Annotated in this window: 18 protein-coding genes and 1 pseudogene; 11 read left to right on the forward strand and 8 right to left on the reverse strand. The window is 64.6% G+C overall.

Going from position 1 to position 16,744, the window contains the following annotated elements:
- Positions 1-24 precede the first annotated feature (24 nt).
- Together SALA_RS10985 and ybeY are read right to left on the reverse strand one after the other, a co-directional pair.
- Positions 25-969 (reverse strand): hemolysin family protein, encoded by a 945-nt coding sequence (locus SALA_RS10985; RefSeq protein WP_011542443.1) that lies wholly within the window; start codon positions 967-969, stop codon positions 25-27.
- A gap of 19 nt (positions 970-988) precedes the next feature.
- On the reverse strand, positions 989-1,495 hold the full coding sequence (ybeY, locus tag SALA_RS10990; RefSeq protein WP_011542444.1) for an rRNA maturation RNase YbeY: 507 nt from the start codon (positions 1,493-1,495) through the stop codon (positions 989-991).
- A gap of 567 nt (positions 1,496-2,062) precedes the next feature.
- Here ybeY and SALA_RS10995 point away from each other — a divergent pair.
- The 5 genes from SALA_RS10995 (at position 2,063) to SALA_RS11015 (ending at position 5,944) form a co-directional block, all read left to right on the forward strand.
- Entirely contained in the window at positions 2,063-3,265 is a 1,203-nt protein-coding gene (locus SALA_RS10995; RefSeq protein WP_011542445.1) for a mechanosensitive ion channel family protein, read from the forward strand.
- A 93-nt stretch (positions 3,266-3,358) separates the two neighbouring features.
- The gene (locus tag SALA_RS11000) at positions 3,359-3,817 is read left to right on the forward strand and encodes a MaoC family dehydratase (RefSeq protein WP_011542446.1); all 459 of its coding nucleotides are present in this window, start codon (positions 3,359-3,361) and stop codon (positions 3,815-3,817) included.
- 51 nt (positions 3,818-3,868) lie between these two features.
- Positions 3,869-5,050, forward strand: coding sequence for an acetyl-CoA C-acyltransferase (locus SALA_RS11005; protein WP_011542447.1), 1,182 nt, complete (start codon positions 3,869-3,871; stop codon positions 5,048-5,050).
- Position 5,051: 1 nt separating this feature from the next.
- On the forward strand, positions 5,052-5,636 hold the full coding sequence (locus SALA_RS11010; RefSeq protein ID WP_011542448.1) for a carboxymuconolactone decarboxylase family protein: 585 nt from the start codon (positions 5,052-5,054) through the stop codon (positions 5,634-5,636).
- 17 nt (positions 5,637-5,653) lie between these two features.
- Positions 5,654-5,944 carry a putative quinol monooxygenase gene (locus SALA_RS11015; protein WP_011542449.1) on the forward strand — a complete coding sequence of 97 codons (291 nt, stop codon included), beginning with the start codon at positions 5,654-5,656 and terminating at the stop codon, positions 5,942-5,944.
- A gap of 493 nt (positions 5,945-6,437) precedes the next feature.
- Here the strand turns inward: SALA_RS11015 and soxR are convergent, their stop codons facing one another.
- Positions 6,438-6,908 carry a redox-sensitive transcriptional activator SoxR gene (gene soxR, locus SALA_RS11020; RefSeq protein ID WP_011542450.1) on the reverse strand — a complete coding sequence of 157 codons (471 nt, stop codon included), beginning with the start codon at positions 6,906-6,908 and terminating at the stop codon, positions 6,438-6,440.
- Positions 6,909-7,105: 197 nt separating this feature from the next.
- Between soxR and SALA_RS11025 the strand changes: the two genes are divergently transcribed.
- The 3 genes from SALA_RS11025 to SALA_RS11035 all read left to right on the forward strand — a co-directional run bounded on the left by SALA_RS11025 (position 7,106) and on the right by SALA_RS11035 (position 9,207).
- On the forward strand, positions 7,106-7,501 hold the full coding sequence (locus SALA_RS11025; protein WP_011542451.1) for a VOC family protein: 396 nt from the start codon (positions 7,106-7,108) through the stop codon (positions 7,499-7,501).
- 65 nt (positions 7,502-7,566) lie between these two features.
- On the forward strand, positions 7,567-8,031 hold the full coding sequence (locus SALA_RS11030; protein ID WP_011542452.1) for a pyridoxamine 5'-phosphate oxidase family protein: 465 nt from the start codon (positions 7,567-7,569) through the stop codon (positions 8,029-8,031).
- Between the two features lie 75 nt (positions 8,032-8,106).
- Complete coding sequence (locus SALA_RS11035) at positions 8,107-9,207, forward strand: IS5-like element ISSpal2 family transposase (RefSeq protein WP_011542453.1); 1,101 nt, start codon at positions 8,107-8,109, stop codon at positions 9,205-9,207.
- A 173-nt stretch (positions 9,208-9,380) separates the two neighbouring features.
- On the opposite strand, the pseudogene SALA_RS17665 reads toward SALA_RS11035, so the two are convergent.
- Positions 9,381-9,636 (reverse strand): annotated as a pseudogene (locus tag SALA_RS17665) (hypothetical protein).
- An 89-nt stretch (positions 9,637-9,725) separates the two neighbouring features.
- Positions 9,726-10,286 (reverse strand): Pycsar system effector family protein, encoded by a 561-nt coding sequence (locus SALA_RS11045; protein ID WP_011542454.1) that lies wholly within the window; start codon positions 10,284-10,286, stop codon positions 9,726-9,728.
- Between the two features lie 150 nt (positions 10,287-10,436).
- Between SALA_RS11045 and SALA_RS11050 the strand changes: the two genes are divergently transcribed.
- The 3 genes from SALA_RS11050 to SALA_RS11060 all read left to right on the forward strand — a co-directional run bounded on the left by SALA_RS11050 (position 10,437) and on the right by SALA_RS11060 (position 14,075).
- Positions 10,437-10,673 carry an acyl carrier protein gene (locus SALA_RS11050; protein ID WP_011542455.1) on the forward strand — a complete coding sequence of 79 codons (237 nt, stop codon included), beginning with the start codon at positions 10,437-10,439 and terminating at the stop codon, positions 10,671-10,673.
- A gap of 109 nt (positions 10,674-10,782) precedes the next feature.
- Positions 10,783-11,985, forward strand: a complete 1,203-nt coding sequence (gene spt, locus SALA_RS11055; protein ID WP_011542456.1) for a serine palmitoyltransferase — start codon at positions 10,783-10,785, stop codon at positions 11,983-11,985.
- A gap of 113 nt (positions 11,986-12,098) precedes the next feature.
- The gene (locus SALA_RS11060) at positions 12,099-14,075 is read left to right on the forward strand and encodes an ATP-binding protein (protein WP_011542457.1); all 1,977 of its coding nucleotides are present in this window, start codon (positions 12,099-12,101) and stop codon (positions 14,073-14,075) included.
- A 151-nt stretch (positions 14,076-14,226) separates the two neighbouring features.
- Here the strand turns inward: SALA_RS11060 and SALA_RS11065 are convergent, their stop codons facing one another.
- The 3 genes from SALA_RS11065 to SALA_RS11075 form a co-directional block, all read right to left on the reverse strand.
- Positions 14,227-15,090 carry a hypothetical protein gene (locus SALA_RS11065; RefSeq protein ID WP_011542458.1) on the reverse strand — a complete coding sequence of 288 codons (864 nt, stop codon included), beginning with the start codon at positions 15,088-15,090 and terminating at the stop codon, positions 14,227-14,229.
- A 140-nt stretch (positions 15,091-15,230) separates the two neighbouring features.
- Positions 15,231-16,205, reverse strand: a complete 975-nt coding sequence (locus tag SALA_RS11070; RefSeq protein WP_011542459.1) for a diacylglycerol/lipid kinase family protein — start codon at positions 16,203-16,205, stop codon at positions 15,231-15,233.
- Between the two features lie 5 nt (positions 16,206-16,210).
- The gene (locus tag SALA_RS11075) at positions 16,211-16,684 is read right to left on the reverse strand and encodes a DUF2141 domain-containing protein (RefSeq protein WP_011542460.1); all 474 of its coding nucleotides are present in this window, start codon (positions 16,682-16,684) and stop codon (positions 16,211-16,213) included.
- Between the last annotated feature and the right edge of the window lie 60 nt (positions 16,685-16,744).

Raw genomic sequence — 16,744 nt, forward strand, 5'->3', positions numbered from 1 at the left:
GTTAGCCGGGCAAAGGCAATTGCGTCAGAAAGCCTCGCGCTGCTCCGATGGCGCTTCGGGATCAAGGTCGATCGGCGGATGCAGCCGCAGATGATGGACGCGGCGTTCGTCGGCGTCGGTCACCTCGATCCGCCAGCCGCTCGGGTGGACGAGTATTTCGCCGACCTCGGGCACATGCCCCGCGAGCACCGCAGCGAGCCCGCCGAGCGTGTCGACATCCTCCTCGACCTCGCCGAGCCGCGGATCGACCGCTTCGCCGAGGTCGTCGAGTTCGGCGCGCGCGTCGACTTCCCAGCAGCCCCCCTCGCCCGCGACGATCAGCGGCTCGGGTTCGTCGTCATGCTCGTCCTCGATCTCGCCGACGATCTCCTCGACCAGATCCTCGATCGTCAGCAATCCCTCGGTGCCCGAATATTCGTCGATCACGATCGCCAGATGGGTGCGTTTGGCGCGCATTTCGGCGAGCAGGTCGAGCACGCCCATCGATTGCGGGACGTAGAGCGGCTGACGGAGGAGGTCGAGCAGCGGCGGTGGTGGCCGTTTTTCGGCAAGCACGGCAAAGACGTCCTTGACGTGGATCATGCCGATGACCTCGTCGAGGCTTTCGCGATAGACCGGCAGGCGGCTGTGGCCCGCGTCGGCAAAGATCGCGAGGATGTCCTCGAAGCTCGCGGTTTCGGGGATGGCGATGATCTCGCCGCGCGGCACCGCGACATCGTCGACCGTCTGCTCGCCGAAATGGAGGAGGTTGCGCAGCATCTTGCGCTCGATGGGCGAAAGGTCGCCGACGATGTTGCTGCCGCGGCGGTCCTCGCCCTCTTCCTCGGCCTCGTCGATGACCTCTTCGATCTGTTCGCGCAGTGACGGCTCCTTGTCGCCGCCGAACAGCAGGTTTTTCAGTCCGGACAGCAGCCCGGACCTGCTACTGTCCTCTTCCGATCGGTTCGAAGATCCCTGGTCGTCGGGCATGGTTGCAACATATCCTGAATTAATCCTGATCGGCATATGGATTGGCGATGCCCAGCGATGCAAGGGCTTTCACTTCGAGCGCTTCCATCGCCGCCGCCGAAACATCGTCCATATGGTCGTAGCCGACGAGGTGCAGCGCGCCGTGAACGATGAGGTGCGTCGCGTGGGCGGCGAGCGAAACGCCCTTCTCATCCGCTTCGCGCGCGCAGGTTTCGCGCGCGAGAACGATGTCCCCCAGCAGGATTTCGCCATCGTCGCTGTTCGCGAGACTTTCGAGCAGGTCGTTCTGTACCTGCGGAAAGGAGAGCACATTGGTCGGCTTGTCACGCCCGCGGAAATCGCGGTTGAGCGTATGCACCTCGGCATCGTCGGTCAGGCGCACCGCAACCTCGACCAGCGGCGCCGCGTCGGCGAGCGCCGCGAAGGGGGTGATGGCAAACGCCGCTGCCACCGCCTCGGCCGCGCGCGCTGCCCAGTCGAGCGCGTCGGGCCACGGCGCCGCGGCGTGGGTTTCAACGCTCAACATGGGCAGGTCTCCACAAGAAGAAGGCCGGAAAACTGCGCAATTTTATTCGCAATTCGTATTTTCGGCGATGGCTTGACACATGCGGGATCGTCGTTCGGCGTCATGCCCATCCGCTACCGCGCCGCAGCGCGGTAGGACAGCGTTTTTTGGCGGCTCGTCTGGGCATCGTGGACATATTGGCTGACGTTGCGCTGGCGGGTTGATTCAAGGCCTCCTTTTGGCGGCAGGCTTGGGCCGAGGCGACCTTACAGAAGCAGAATGGCGTGTTCTGAGGGGCTTGCTGCCGATTGAGGCGTCTAGCCGTGGGCGTGAATGTCGGCGTGAAGCGACCCGTGCGATCCTCAACGGCTTACTCCGGCGACTTCGCCGCGGCACGCCATGGCGCGGCATTCAGCGCAGGATCCTGCCCCGATGCAGGAACCATCGCGGTGGCCGGACGCTATGGGACCATAACATCCATACAGGTTTCGCGTTACGCGCGCGGATTTTTGACCTATCTGGAGTGCGTGCCCGATACGGGCCAAAGCTTCGTCCCATCGATCGACCAAGAGGACCAACAGGCCCCGCATGACCGTCACGATCCCGACCGCCGCCCCGACTGCCGCCGCAAAGGCGGCGCGCGCCAAAACCGATGCCGCCACCAGCAATCCGCTCGCCGACATGCGCGACTGGTGGGACAGCAGCGTCGCCTGGGTGAACAGCCACTGGCTGGAAATCGGGATCGCGGTGGCGCTTGGCCTCGTCATCTATGTCCTGCTCTCGATGATCCGCCGTATCGCGCTGAGGCGCGCGCAGGCGGCGCCGGGCGAGTTCACGCTCACCGACATCGTCGGCCGCGTGATCCACAAGACGAAGTCGCTCGTGCTGGCAATCATCGCCGTGCGGCTGGTCGCGGGTTATGCGCAGCCGCCGGCCCTGTTCATGCAGGCCATCCATTTCGCCTTCACCGTCGCCGTCGTGTTGCAGGCCGCGATATGGGCACGCGAAATCATCCTCGGCCTCATCCAGCGCCGCGCTGCCGAAGGCCATAATGAAACGCTCAGCAACGCGATGGGAATCATCCGGCTGCTCATCAGCGTCGCACTTTTCGCGGTCGCCGCCATCGTCATCCTCGACAATATGGGGGTCAATGTCACCGGGCTGGTCGCGGGCCTCGGCATCGGCGGCATCGCGATCGGCCTTGCCGCGCAGGGCATTTTTTCCGATCTGTTCGCGTCGCTGTCGATCATCTTCGATCGGCCGTTCCGCGTCGGCGAGACGATCAAATATGACACGAGCACCGCAACCGTCGAACGGATTGGCCTGAAAAGCACGCGCCTGCGCTCGATAAACGGCGAGTTGCTCGTCATTTCGAACACCAATCTGCTCGCCAAGGAAATCACCAATTACGCGCATCTGCACCGCCGCCGCGTGACCTTCATGATCGGCGTCGTCTATCAGACCACGCCGACGATGCTGCGCGACCTTCCTGCGCTGCTCGAGGAGCAGGTGAACGCCGCAGGCCATGCGTTTGTTCGTTCCAGCTTTGTCGCTTTCGGCCCGTCCAGCCTCGACTTCGAACTGCTCTTCGACGTGTTCAGCGATGATTATGACGTCGTGACCGCCGCGCGCACCGACGTCGCGATCCGCCTGTTCGAAGCGATGACCGCGGCGGGTTACAGCTTTGCCTATCCGACGCAGACAACCTTCACCGCGGCGCCCGACGGCCGCATGATTCTCCCCTATGCCGAAAGCGTGACGATGAAGGCGCCAGACCCTGCCGATGGCTGACGCTACGGCGCCTTGGTCAAAGCCCTTGGCCCTTGTGCAACGCGGCAGGAGAGGCCTAGAACGCGCCCCGAAGCAGCATAGAGGGGATGACAAATGGCCACCATCACGCCGCAGGAGTTGCAGTCGAAGGTCGGGCAGCATCTCGGCACCTCCGATTGGGTGCTCGTCGATCAGGAGATGATCAACAAGTTCGCCGATGCGACGGGCGATCATCAGTTCATCCATATCGACGAGGAAAAGGCCAAGCAGACGCCGTTCGGCGGCACGATCGCGCACGGCTTCCTCACCCTGTCGCTGATGCCGATGCTCGGTCAGAGCACCGACGGGCCGAAAGTCGGCGGCGTCAAGATGGGCGTCAACTATGGCTGCAACAAGGTTCGTTTCCTGTCGCCCGTCCGTTCGGGCAAGCGCGTGCGCAGCCATGTGAAGCTGCTCGAACTGGAAGAAAAGCGCCCCGGCCAGTGGCAGCAGACCAACGAAGTGACGATAGAGATCGAGGGCGAGGAAAAGCCCGCCCTGATCGCCGAATGGATCAGCCAGTTTTTCGTTTGAGCGCCCTCCCCGGCAAAGACCCGTTCAAATTGACCAAGAAGGATTTTCATCATGCGTGACGCCGTTATCGTTTCCACCGCCCGCACCCCGCTGACCAAGGCGGCGCGCGGCTCGTTCAACAACACGCTCGCCCCGACGCTGGGTTCTTTCTCGGTCAAGGCCGCGGTCGAGCGCGCCGGTCTGGAGGGCGGCGAGATCGACGACGTCGTGTTCGGCGCCGCGATGCAGCAGGGGTCGCAGACGATGAACGTCGCGCGGCTGATCGCGCTGCGTTCGGGCCTGCCCGTCACCGTCCCCGGCATGTCGATCGACCGTCAATGCTCGTCGGGCCTGATGACGATCGCGACCGCCGCGAAGCAGATCATCGTCGACCGTCAGGACATCTGCGTCGCCGGCGGCATCGAAAGCATCTCGAAAGTCAGCGGCAGCGGCAAGGTGTTCATCGAGACCGACGCCGAGCTGATCGCGATGCACAAGGACACTTATATGCCGATGATCGGCACCGCCGAGGTCGTCGCCAAGCGTTACAACATCGGCCGCGAATATCAGGACGAATATTCGCTCCAGTCGCAGCAGCGCACCGCCGCCGCGCAGGCCGCGGGCAAATATGACGACGAGATCGTCGCCTGCAAGGCGACGATGGCGGTGATGGACAAGGAAACCAAGGAAGTCAGCTATAAGGAGGTCGTGGCCGACAAGGACGAATGCAACCGTCCCGACACGACGCTCGAAGGGCTGGCGAGCCTGAAGCCGGTGATGGGCGAAGGCCACACGATCACCGCGGGCAACGCCAGCCAGCTCGCCGATGGCTCGTCGGCGTGCGTCGTGATGGAAGCCAAGGTTGCCGAAAAGCGCGGCCTCCAGCCGCTCGGCCGCTATGTCGGCATGGCGGTCGCCGGCACCGAGCCCGACGAAATGGGCATTGGCCCGGTCTTCGCGATCCCCAAGCTGCTCGAACGCTTCGAATTGAAGATGGACGACATCGGCCTGTGGGAGCTCAACGAAGCCTTTGCGGTGCAGGTGCTCTATTGCCGCGACAAGCTCGGTATTCCGAACGAGCTGCTCAACGTCAACGGCGGCTCGATCTCGATCGGCCACCCCTTCGGCATGACCGGCGCGCGCTGCGTCGGCCACGCGCTGATCGAAGGCAAGCGCCGCGGCGTGAAGTACGCCGTCGTGACAATGTGCATCGGCGGCGGCCAGGGCGCGGCAGGCCTGTTCGAGGTCTTCTGATTTGCGCCTAGACCAACCGCGCATCGAGCCGGTCGATCTGGACCGGCTCGATGCCGACCAGCGCACCGCGCTAGACCCCTTCCTCGCCAGCGATGGCGGCAAGGTCGGGGGCGGCAAGATCCTCAACATCTTCCGCACGCTGGCGCATGCGCCCAGGGCGCTCACGGCCTTCCTCGCGTGGGGCAACTATATCCTGTCGCGGCGCAATGCGCTGAGCCCACGGAATCGCGAACTCGTCATCCTGCGCACCGGCTTTAACTGCCGTTCGGGTTACGAGTGGACGCAGCACAGGCGCATCGGGCTCGATTGCGGATTGAGCGAGGACGAGATCGCCCGGATCAAGGCGGGACCCGACGCGGGCGGCTGGAACGACCTCGACCGCGCCATGCTGCGCGCGACCGACGAACTCACCGCCGACCATTTCGTCAGCGACACGACCTGGGCCGCGCTCGCGCCGCTCGGCGACAAGGGACGGATGGACCTGGTGATGACGGTGGGGCAATATACGCAGGTCTCGATGATCCTGAACAGCTTCGGCATTCAGGTCGAGGAAGGATGGGAGGTCGACCCCGACCTCAAGGCCTGACGGGAAGGAAGAAGCACATGACTGCCATCGGCATTATCGCCACGCTGCGCGTGCAGCCGGGCAAGGAAGAGGCGTTCGAAGGCGTCTTCGCCGAACTCGCCGCCGCGGTGAACGCGAACGAGGCGGGCAACAGCTTTTACAAGCTGTTCCGCACCGAGGCGGCGGGCGTTTACAAGGTCATGGAATGTTATGACAATGAAGCCGCGGTCGAGGCGCACCGCGCGTCGGAGCATTTCCGCTCGCTGGGGGCGAAGCTCGGCCCGTGCCTGGCGGGTGCACCCGAGATCGAGAAGCTGACCGGCGCCTGAGGCCGAGATTGACCACTGGCAACAGAGGCAGGCATTGATCCTCCCTGTGGCGAAGCCATGGGGAGGTTGACGAAGGGGCAATGACGCTGCCGTAGCGGCCCCTCCACCATCGCTGCGCGACAGGGAGGATTTTCCTTATCGTCATCCTGGCCTTGACCCGGGATCCATATCCGCGCCGTCGTCGTGGATCCCGGATCAAGTCCGGGATGACAAATGTCTGGAAAGGATGGTGGGTTCAACGGGTAGTCGCAACACTCCTTCTCCTCAAAGAATGAAGTGTTGCGGCCACCCGTTGAACCCACCATCGATTGCGGACGCTGCGATCCTCCCCGGAAGGGGGAGGGGCAACGAAGACTTGGCAGCTTGCTGCCTGGTCGTAGTGGGGTGGGGCCTGTCGGCCTCGCGCAAGGCCGACAGGCCCCACCCCAACCCCTCCCCTGAAGGGGAGGGGCTTAGCCGGCCGCAACGGCAACTCCCCACTTCAAAGCCGACCTCACGTCACCTCCGCAATCTCCCCCGCCCGGTCGCCCAGCACATAGCGTGGTCCGGCGCCGCGCTGTGCCGCCTTGTCCTGCGCATTATAGAGCCCGCATTTCCTGAGCGACAGGCAGCCGCAACCGATGCACTGGTCAATCAGCCCGCGCGTTCGCGTCAGCGCCGCGATCTGCGCGTCGATACGCGCGCGCAGCCCGGTGCTGATCCGCGTCCAGTCGGCGGCATTCGGCGTGCGTCCGGCGGGCAGCCGCGCGAGTTCCGCGCCGATCTCCTCGAGACTCAGCCCCATTTGCTGCGCGATCAGGATGAACGACACGCGGCGGATGTCGGCGCGCAGGAAACGGCGCTGCCCCCCGCGCGTACGCAGCGCCTCGATCAGCCCCTTCGCTTCGTAAAAACGGATCGCCGACACCGCGACGCCGGTGCGCGCAGCAAGCTCGCCAATGGCGATGAGGTCGGTGCGGTGCATGGCATAAACTCCCGTCGTTGCGAGGCGCTACGCGCCGCGGCAATCATCAGCCATCGGTGCGTCGGCCCGATGGCTTAAGATTGCGTCGCTTCGCTCGCAATGACGCACCTCGAAACGGATACGCCATTTCCTCTTGATCTGAACCTCACTTCAGCTTGCATAAGCGGCTGCGTCAACCCGAATCAGGAGATATCCCCGTGACGCACCCCTTCATCGAACATGTAAACCTGACCGTCAGCGATCCCGACCGCACCGCCGGCATCCTGTCGGCGATCTTCGGCTGGCACGAACGCTGGCGCGGCCCGGCGCGCGATGGTGGGCGCACGATCCACCTCGGCAGCGACACGGCCTATATCGCGCTCTACACCGGCCCCGACGACGAACGCGAAAGCGCCCGCTACCCGAAGGGCGAACCGCTCAATCATGTCGGGGTGCAGGTCGACGACCTCGACACCATCGAAATGCGCGTGAAGGCGGTCGGCCTTGCCCCCTTCAATCATGGCGATTACGAGCCCGGTCGTCGCTTCTATTTCTTCGACCCCGACGGCATCGAATATGAAGTCGTCAGCTACGCCGAGCCGCGGCCACGTTGAGCCGGGCAACATCCACGTCGCTGCCGCGTTGATCGATCATCGAGGGGGCCGAAAGGAGCCTATCGATGAGCAACGATATCAAGCAGCAATTCTGGAAGGCGCTGGCCGACAGCCCCAATCTGATGGTGGGTGCTACTGGCGAGCGCGCGCATCACATCCCGATGCGGGCGCAGCTCGACAGGGACGCTGACAGCGCCTTCTGGTTCTTCACTGCGACCGACAATCGCCTTGCGGGCGGCGGCCCGGCGATGGCGCAATTCGTGTCGAAGGACCATCGCCTTTTCGCGTGCATTTCGGGGACTCTGCGCCGCGAAACCGACCGCGCGGCGCTCGACAAGCTGTGGAACAACGGCGTCGCCGCCTGGTATGAGGGCGGCAAGGACGACCCCAGGCTCCTGCTGCTGCGCTTCGACCTCGACGACGCTGAAATCTGGACCGCCGATCCGGGGATCAAGGGCTTGTTCAAGCTGGCGACGGGAATGACGATGAAGGAAGGCGACCTTGGCGGACACGCCGAAGTGGCGCTTTAGCAGGCTGCGGAAAAACTCTTCCCGTTTGGGGCTCAGCGTGATTCAATTGCGGCGTTGAGCTTGGGGGGGTGCAGCATGCGGGGGGACGACATTGGGACGGAGAGGCTGTTTTCCTATGTGAGTTGCGAGGCTCGGGTTTCTGCGAGCCATCCGCTTCGGCCGATCCGGGCGATTGTCGATGAAGTGCTGGAGGTGCTGTCGGCCGATTTTGAGGGGATGTACGCGAAGACGGGGCGTCCCTCGATCGCGCCTGGGAAGCTGCTGCGCGCGTTGCTGCTACAAGCCTTTTATTCGATCCGATCGGAACGCCAGTTGATGGAGCAGATGGACTACAATCTGCTGTTCCGCTGGTTCGTGGGTCTGTCGATGGATGCGGCGGTTTGGGACGCCTCGATGTTCACCAAGAACCGTGACCGGCTTCTGGAAGGTGATGTGGCGACCAGGTTCCTCGCCGCGGTCGTGGCGCAGGCCCGAGGCCGCGATCTCCTTTCAGACGAGCATTTCTCGGTGGACGGTACGCTGATCGACGCCTGGGCTTCGATGAACAGCTTCCGCCCCAGGGATGATGGCGAGGGACCGGCGGGGGCCGGGCGCAATGCCGAACGCGACTTTCGCGGCGAGAAGCGGTCGAACCAGACGCATGCCTCGACCACCGATCCCGAAGCGAAGCTCTATCGCAAGGCCAACGGTCAGTCGTCGCGCATGGCCTTCATGGGGCATGGGCTAATGGAGAACCGCAATGGCCTGGTGGTCGGCGCGCTCGTCACTCAGGCCACAGGCACCGCCGAACGTGAGGCGGCACTGGTTTTGGTCGATGAACTCAAAGCCACCGGCCGCATCACCCTGGGCGCGGACAAGGCTTACGACGCACGCGCGTTCGTTCAGGCTCTGCGCGCCCGCAAGGTCACGCCGCATATCGCTCGCAACGAGCAGATCAACCAGGCCGGTGAACGACGACGCAGAAGCGCCATCGACGGTCGCACCACCCGCCATCCCGGCTACGCCATCAGCTTGGCGGTTCGAAAGCGGATCGAAGAAGTGTTCGGTTGGGCCAGGACCGTCGGTGGCCCGCGTAAAACGCGCCACAAGGGCACCGATCGCGTCGGCCAGGCTTTCACCTTGACCGCCGTCGCCTGCAACCTCGTCCGGCTGCCGAAGCCAATGGTGGCCGCATGACCGTGCCCGCACTCCGCTTCAAATCGGATCAATCCGGGGAAATGGCCCAAAAGGCCGCCTCAAACCCCTCGCCGAAACGCGTCTAAGCCTCGGTCCGTTGGAGAAAAAGGCCGAACGCACCCGCTTTTCCGCAGCCTGCTAAGGCTTGTGGGAATCCTAAATCCCCACAAGCCTTAGAGCGCGATGACATGATATTGACCCACCGTGACGGAGGCGATTTTGGCCGAGTGCGAGGCGCGAGGAGCGGCGCGATGCGGGACATCGCGCCCGACGAGCAACGTGGCAATCGGCCAGAATCGGCCCGCCGGAGGGGTTGCCCCCTGAAGCCCGCCGGACAGCGGCGCGTCTCTGGTCCGGGCAACCAGCCCGTCCTGCGAGACGCTTCTTGCCGACGAACTTCAGGGGGCAATCACGGTGGGTCAATATCATGTCATCGCGCTCTAGCAGGCTGGCTCCGGGACACGGCAAACCGCCATTTTCGGCTCACCCTCGTCCGAATGTCGATACAGCCTGGCGACTCACTCCGTCCACATCCGCGCCATCTCCACCCCGAACGCCCCAAAGGTCAGCGTCAGGCCGACAACGAACAGGCGATAGGCATAGGCGAGATAGCGATATTTGCGCCGCGCCAGCACCATGCCATTCTGATAGGTGTCGCGCAGCATCGTTTCGTAGATGTCTTCTTCGCTGCGCAGGCGCGCCTTGACCGCGGCGATATAGTCATCTTCATCCATCTGCGAGAAACGGCCGAAAAAGAGGATGTTGCTGTGATCCTTGCCGTCCTTGTAGACGACGGGCGGCGCCTGTCCCACGCGCGGCAGCACCGCCGACACCGCGAGCAGCGCCGAAAGGAAGGAAAAGGTCGCGAGGATGGTGAGCGGCATCGCGAGCGCACCGCTGCCCGTGCGCGCCTGTCCCACCGCGAGCGTAAACACCACAAAGGTCGCGCCCATCAGGATCGACGCTTTCTGGTCGGCCATCTGCGACAATTGCATCGTGATCTGCTGCGTCGTGCGCACCAGATGCACGGCGTTGGGCGGAAAACCCGCGTCTGTCGGTGACTTTGGATCGTCTGGCATCGGCCTGTCCTCATGTTCGACCCGCAACAGCGATGGCACGGCGCGCCCTTGTCGGCAAGATGCTGCCCTGTTCCCGCCGCAATCGCTTGCCAAGCGCGCATCATCGCGCCATTCCCGCGCGCAACATCCTTTCTTTATGGGACGCACCAGATGAGCACCGCCCTGACCGACCAGATTTACGGCCTGATCGCCCCGTTCAACAAAAAGGGCATCGCGCTGACCGACGCGACGACCTTTGCCGGCGACCTGGAATGGGACAGCCTGACGGTGATGGACTTCGTCGCCGAGGTCGAAGACACGTTCGACATCATCATCAGCATGAACCAGCAGGCCGAGATAGAGAATGTCGGCCAGCTGGTCGCGGCGGTGGAAAAACTGCAGGGCTGACCTTTCAGGTTCCGTTCGCATCGAGCGAAGTCGAGATGCCCCTCGCACTTGCGCCATGCCGACGGGTGTCTCGACTTCGCTCGACACGAGCGGACATTGGAACGATGATATGACCGACCTCTTTTCCAAATTCGACCCGCTGATCCAGCAGCGCGAGGCGCTGCTCGCGACCGGGGTCACCGATCCGTTCAGCCTGGTGATGGAAAAGGTGCTCTCGCCCACTGTGGCGATCTGCAACGGGCGCGAGACGATCCTGCTCGGCACCTATAATTATATGGGCATGACCTTCGACGAGGATGTCATCGCCGCGGGCAAGGATGCACTCGACAGGTTCGGCAGCGGCACGACCGGCAGCCGTGTGCTCAACGGCACCTATCAGGGGCACCGCGAGTGTGAAGAGGCGCTGAAGGCGTTCTACGCCATGGATCATGCCATGGTGTTTTCGACGGGATACCAGGCGAACCTCGGCATCATCAGCACCATCGCGGGCAAGGGCGATTATGTCATTCTCGACATCGACAGCCATGCGTCAATCTATGACGGCTGCAAGATGGGCGACGCGGAAATCATCGCCTTTCGCCACAACGACGTCGAGGCGCTTGAAAAGCGCCTGAAGCGCCTGCCCCCCGATGCGGGCAAGCTGGTCGTACTCGAAGGCGTCTATTCGATGCTCGGCGACGTCGCGCCGCTCAAGGAAATGGTCCGCGTTTCCAGGGAAAATGGGGCGATGGTGCTGGTCGACGAGGCGCACTCGATGGGCTTCATCGGCGAACATGGGCGCGGGGTGGCCGAGGCGCAGGGTGTCATCGACGATGTCGATTTCATCATCGGGACGTTCAGCAAAAGCGTCGGCACCGTCGGCGGCTTTTGCGTGTCGAACCACCCGAAGTTCGAGATCATGCGGCTCGTCTGCCGCCCCTATGTCTTTACCGCATCGCTGCCGCCGAGCGTCGTCGCGACCGCCGCGACGAGCATTCGCAAGCTGATGCACGGCGGCAACAAACGCGCGCATCTGTGGGAAAACAGCAAGGCACTGCACAGCGGCCTTAAGCATCTGGGCTTCACGCTCGGCACCGACGAGCCGCAGTCGGCGATCATCGCCGTCATCATGCCCGACCTCGAACGCGGCGCGATGATGTGGGAGGCGCTGCTGGAGGAAGGACTCTATGTCAACCTCGCGCGCCCGCCCGCAACCCCCGCAGGCATGACGCTGCTCCGCTGTTCGCTCTGCGCCGAACATTCGGCGGATCAGGTCGGCGAAATCCTGTCGCGCTTCGAACGCGCGGGCAAGCGCACGGGGATCATCGGCTGAACCGCACCCGTCCCCCGACCAGCGGATTCCTTTTCGCGGCGAACCGAGTGCGCGAACGGGCAGCGGCGGCTTCGCGGCTTTGCCGTGGCGCGCGTGTCCGGTAAGACAGTCCGGTGTTCGAGCGGGATCATGACAGCGAAACCGACGGGCGGCGCGAGCGGATACGCTTTGGCCTGACGGTCGGCGTGGCGACGATCCTCGCAGGGGTCGTCACCGCGCTCGTGCTGCTGCTGGCGCGCGCGAACAATGACTATGACCGCTCGCTCGCCTGGCAGGCGCAGAGCCTGGAGGTGATCGCGCAGACGCGCTCGGTCGATGCCGCGCTCGCGCGCGCCGAAGCCGCGCTGGGGCGTTTCGCCGTCGGCCTGCGGAAAGAGGATGGGCGCATCTATGAACAGCAATGGGGGCGCGCGCGCCAGTTCCTCGCCCAGCTCGAACGCAATGTCCGCGACAACCCGGCGCAAGGCCGTCTTGTCCAGCAACTGACGCAGGAAATGAACAGCCGCGGCGCGCAGCTCGGCGATGCCGCCCTCAGCGCCAACTACAACCAGACGGTCGCCGCCATATCGAAATTTTATGCCGCGGGCCAGGGCGACGGGCTGGCCAGGATCGACAAGCTGCTGACGCAGATCATCACCAACGAGCGCGCCCTGCTGCGCGAGCGCAACCGCGTCGCCGCCGCCGACCGCGCGAGTCTCAATCAGGCGATGCTGCTCTTTTCGCTGCTCGGCGCGGCCGCGGCCGTGCTGGCGATCGGCGCCACCTTCTCGCTCATCCGCGCGCAGGGCGAACGGCGGCTGGCGCGGCGCGAACAGGCAGCCGAAGCCGAACGCGCGATGCAGCTCGAAGCCGCGGTCGAAGCGCGCACAGCCGAGCTTGAACAGGCGAATATCGCGCTGCGCAGCGAAATGGCGGAGCGCGAGGCGGCTGAAGCGCAGTTACGGCAGGCGCAAAAGATGGAGGCGGTCGGCCAGCTGACCGGCGGCATCGCGCATGACTTCAACAATATGCTCGCGGTCGTCGTCGGCGGGCTCGAACTTGCCGAGCGCTGGCTGCCCGGTCAGCCCGAAAAGGCGCAGCGCCACCTTGCCAATGCGCTCGACGGCGCCAATCGCGCCGCCGACCTGACGCGGCGGCTGCTCACCTTTGCGCGCGCCGAGCCCGCGCGCCCCGAAATGACCGCGATCGACGAATCGATCGGCAGCTTTGCGCCGCTGATCGAACGCACGATCGGCGACCGCATCGCGCTGACGCTTGACCTCGATGCCGCGGCGCTGGCGTGCTGGATCGACCGCCAGCAGTTCGAAAATGCGCTGCTCAACCTGGCCGTCAATGCCCGCGACGCGATGGACGGACACGGATCGCTGACGATCCGCACACGCGGCGCGGGCCAGGATGACGCGCGCACGCTGGCGGTCGAGGTGATCGACACCGGCTGCGGCATGACGGCAGAGGTGCTCGATCGCGTCTTCGACCCCTTTTATACGACCAAGCCCGCCGGCCAGGGCACCGGCCTCGGCATGAGCCAGGTCTTTGCCTTCTGCCGCCAGTCGGGCGGCGAGGTGCAGATCGCATCGACCGAGGGCGCAGGCACGACCGTCGCGATGCTGTTGCCGATCGCCAGCGCGCAACCCGGCACCGTCACCGACGAGGCGCCCGGCCACGTCGTGGCAGCGACGACGCCCGCCGATGCGCTGACCATTCTGGTGGTAGAGGACGATGCGCGCGTGCTGGTCGCGACGGTCGATGCCGTGCGCGAACTCGGCCATCGCGCGGTCGCGTGCAGCAACCCGCTGGAGGCCGAGGCGCTGGTCGAGGCGCGGATCAAGGAGGGACAGGCGCGTTTCGACCTGATCCTGACCGACGTGCTGATGCCTGACCTCACCGGTCCCGAACTGGTCGCGCGACTGACGCAGCGCTGGCCCGACCTGTCGGTGCTGTTCGTGACCGGCTATGCCGGCGACGCAAGCGAGGGCGCGGCGTTCGGCGACCATGACGTGCTGCGCAAGCCCTTCACCCTGTCGGCGCTCGACCAGGCGATCCGGCGCTGCGGCGAGGCGCGGTCGGAACGGCGCCGGCTGGCGAGTTGAGATCGAATCTCGATCGCGAAGGAATGCGGTCGGAACGCCTGTGGATCTTCCGCGAAGGCGGGAATCCATCACCGGACGGCGCAAAATCGAACCGGCAGGAGATGGGCCCCCGCCTTCGCAGGGGCGCGGGGTTTTACAGCCCGGTCGGTCTTTACCGGATCGCACCGCCCTTGATCAGCCGCGGCACCAGCGTCAGCGCGGCAACAAGCGGCCAGCGGCGCTGCCAGGGCTTGATCTCGATCTTCGTGCCAGCGTGGCGATTGATCTTCCACGCCAGATAATCGATCCCGCCGGCATAGGTCAGGCTGGCCTTGGCGAGCCGAGCGACGCTGAGCAGCTTGCCCTCGATCCGTCGCCGCGCCCAGCCCCCCTTCTTTGCTCCGGCCGGAATGGCGGCGATTGCCGGGGCGCTGAAGCGTTCGTAACGGGCGGGATCGGCATCGACCACCGACTGCGCACGCCCGCTGCGCTCGGCGCGCAGTTCGACCGAGTAAGTGAGCCGAAAGGCACGGCGCCACCAGTCGAGTGGCGCTTCGCCCGCCTGCCGCCCCGCGGCCGCGAGCAAGGCAGGCGCGGCGCGCGCCACCGCGGCGACGGCGCGATCGCGCGCGCTATCGTCGACCGCCCAGACAAGGCGCGCGGGCTGCGCAAAGCGCGCCCATACCGACACATTGCGCGTCTCCGCACCGTTCAGGCGGTGGAAATCGGCTTCGCTGAGCACCGCATATTTGGCGATCAGCCCGCCATGTTCGAACGGAAAGACATTGGGCGGAATCAGCCGGTTCGCCGCCGCCATCCAGCGCCTGGGATAGGCGTCGCCATAGTCGGAGACGATCAGATAGAAATCGAGCATCAACCCGTCGAGCTCGCGCATCCGAAGGCAGCTGCCGTAAAAGAGCACCGCGCGCGCGCTGCCGGGATAGCGCGCGGCCATCGCGGCGGCCATCGCGGTGACGCGCGGATCGACGGGGATCGCCAGCTCTTCGCGGACGAGATCGGTCAGGCTGTCGGCCATAAATACTCTTCTTACGAAAAACCCAAGCCCTGAAATCCATTGACGTCGAGCGACGTCGAGACACTCCTCGAAACGGCGCTGTTCTTCGGGGCATCTCGACTTCGCTCGAAGCGAGCGGGATCACGCCAAAGAGGCATAGCCTATGCGGCGAGGCGCAGGAAGGGGACCGGCTGCGTCGAGGTGAGGATGATCGGCGCGCCATTCCTGGCCTCGAAAATCTCGCCGTCGAGGATCACATTCGACCGCGCTCCCTCGATCCGTATCTCGTCGCCCTGCTGGAAATGCACGCCGGCGAGCTGCTTTTGCCCGAGCGTGCCGCGCCAGGTCGCACCGAGCATCCGGAACAATGCGCCGACATTGCTGTCGGTCGCGAGCAGCTTCATATGGCCGTTGCTGCCATGGCTGTCGCTCGTGCGGATGCTGAGCAGCAGTTTTTCGAGCGTCGTGACGATCAGCAGCGAGAACTTGCCCTTGAACTCGCCTTGGCGGACGAGCGACACGGTCATCGGTTCGGGCTTGGGCGGCAAGCGCCCGCCGCCGATGCCAAAGATGATCGCGAACAGCCCGAGAATCGCGGCAAGAAAATGCGAGACACCGTTGGGCAGGCCGAGCGGATAGATGCGGTTGCGGCAATAGAGCATGACGTCGGCGAGATAGGCGCCGCCAAGGAACATGCCGAGCACCGGCCGCGTGTTGCCGCCGCCGTCGAGCGCGATGAGCTGACGTTCGATCACATGCTCGCCAAGCTCACCCGCCTGGACAAGGTCGAGCACGCGCTGGAGCGCCTTGATCGGATCGCCCTCGGCGCCGAGGTCGAACGCGATCAAATTGGTCTTGCCGTTGGGCAGCACCGCGACCGGTGGCGGCGAGCCGCCGAAATGGCCGCCCGAATAAAGCTCGGTCAGCGCCGCCTGCACCGTGCCGTCGCCGCCGTTGATCGCGACGACGCGCGGGGACACCATCGCGATCGTGCGGATCGCCTCGCCGATCTGTTCGACATCCTCCACCTCATAGTGAAAAATGTCGGGGTGCGCCGCGCAAAACTCGCGAACCCGCGGCAATTGCGAGCGATTGCCCGTCGAGCGAGGATTCGAAAGGAGGGCGACGCTGGCCATCGGGGTTACATATATTTCATCGTGATAGAGATGGTCCGCGGCGCATCGCCGACCGAAAAGGCGGTCTTCTTGTAACTCGGCTTGCCAAGGTTGAAGATGTTGATGCCGGGATTGTTCGACATGCCGCCGCCATCCTTGCTGATGTCGGTCTTGCCATTGCCGTTGACGTCGTGGCGCACCGCGATGCCGTACACGCCGGCTTCGGGCAGCGGCACGCAGACGGTCATCGACCCGGCACGCGCCGGCACTTCGATACGCGCGAGCCAGCGACCCTTTTCCAGCCAGTCGGCCGACGTTCCGCGATAGCTTTGCACGCGGATCTTGCCGCTCGACGTCTTGATCCCGTCGATCTGGACAAGCGTCGACGGCCCACTGCGGCAGTTGGACAGATCGTTCGGAATGACCCGGCCCATGGCCTCCGCCGTCGACCCCGCGGTCAACAGGGCGGCAGCAAGCAGGCCCGATACAAATTTCGACATGACCTCAAAACCTCCAGAGGCTATAGCCACGTCCGCGCACGCACGGCGCACGCCGACATG

The sequence above is a fragment of the Sphingopyxis alaskensis RB2256 genome, from assembly GCF_000013985.1.
GTDB lineage: Bacteria > Pseudomonadota > Alphaproteobacteria > Sphingomonadales > Sphingomonadaceae > Sphingopyxis > Sphingopyxis alaskensis.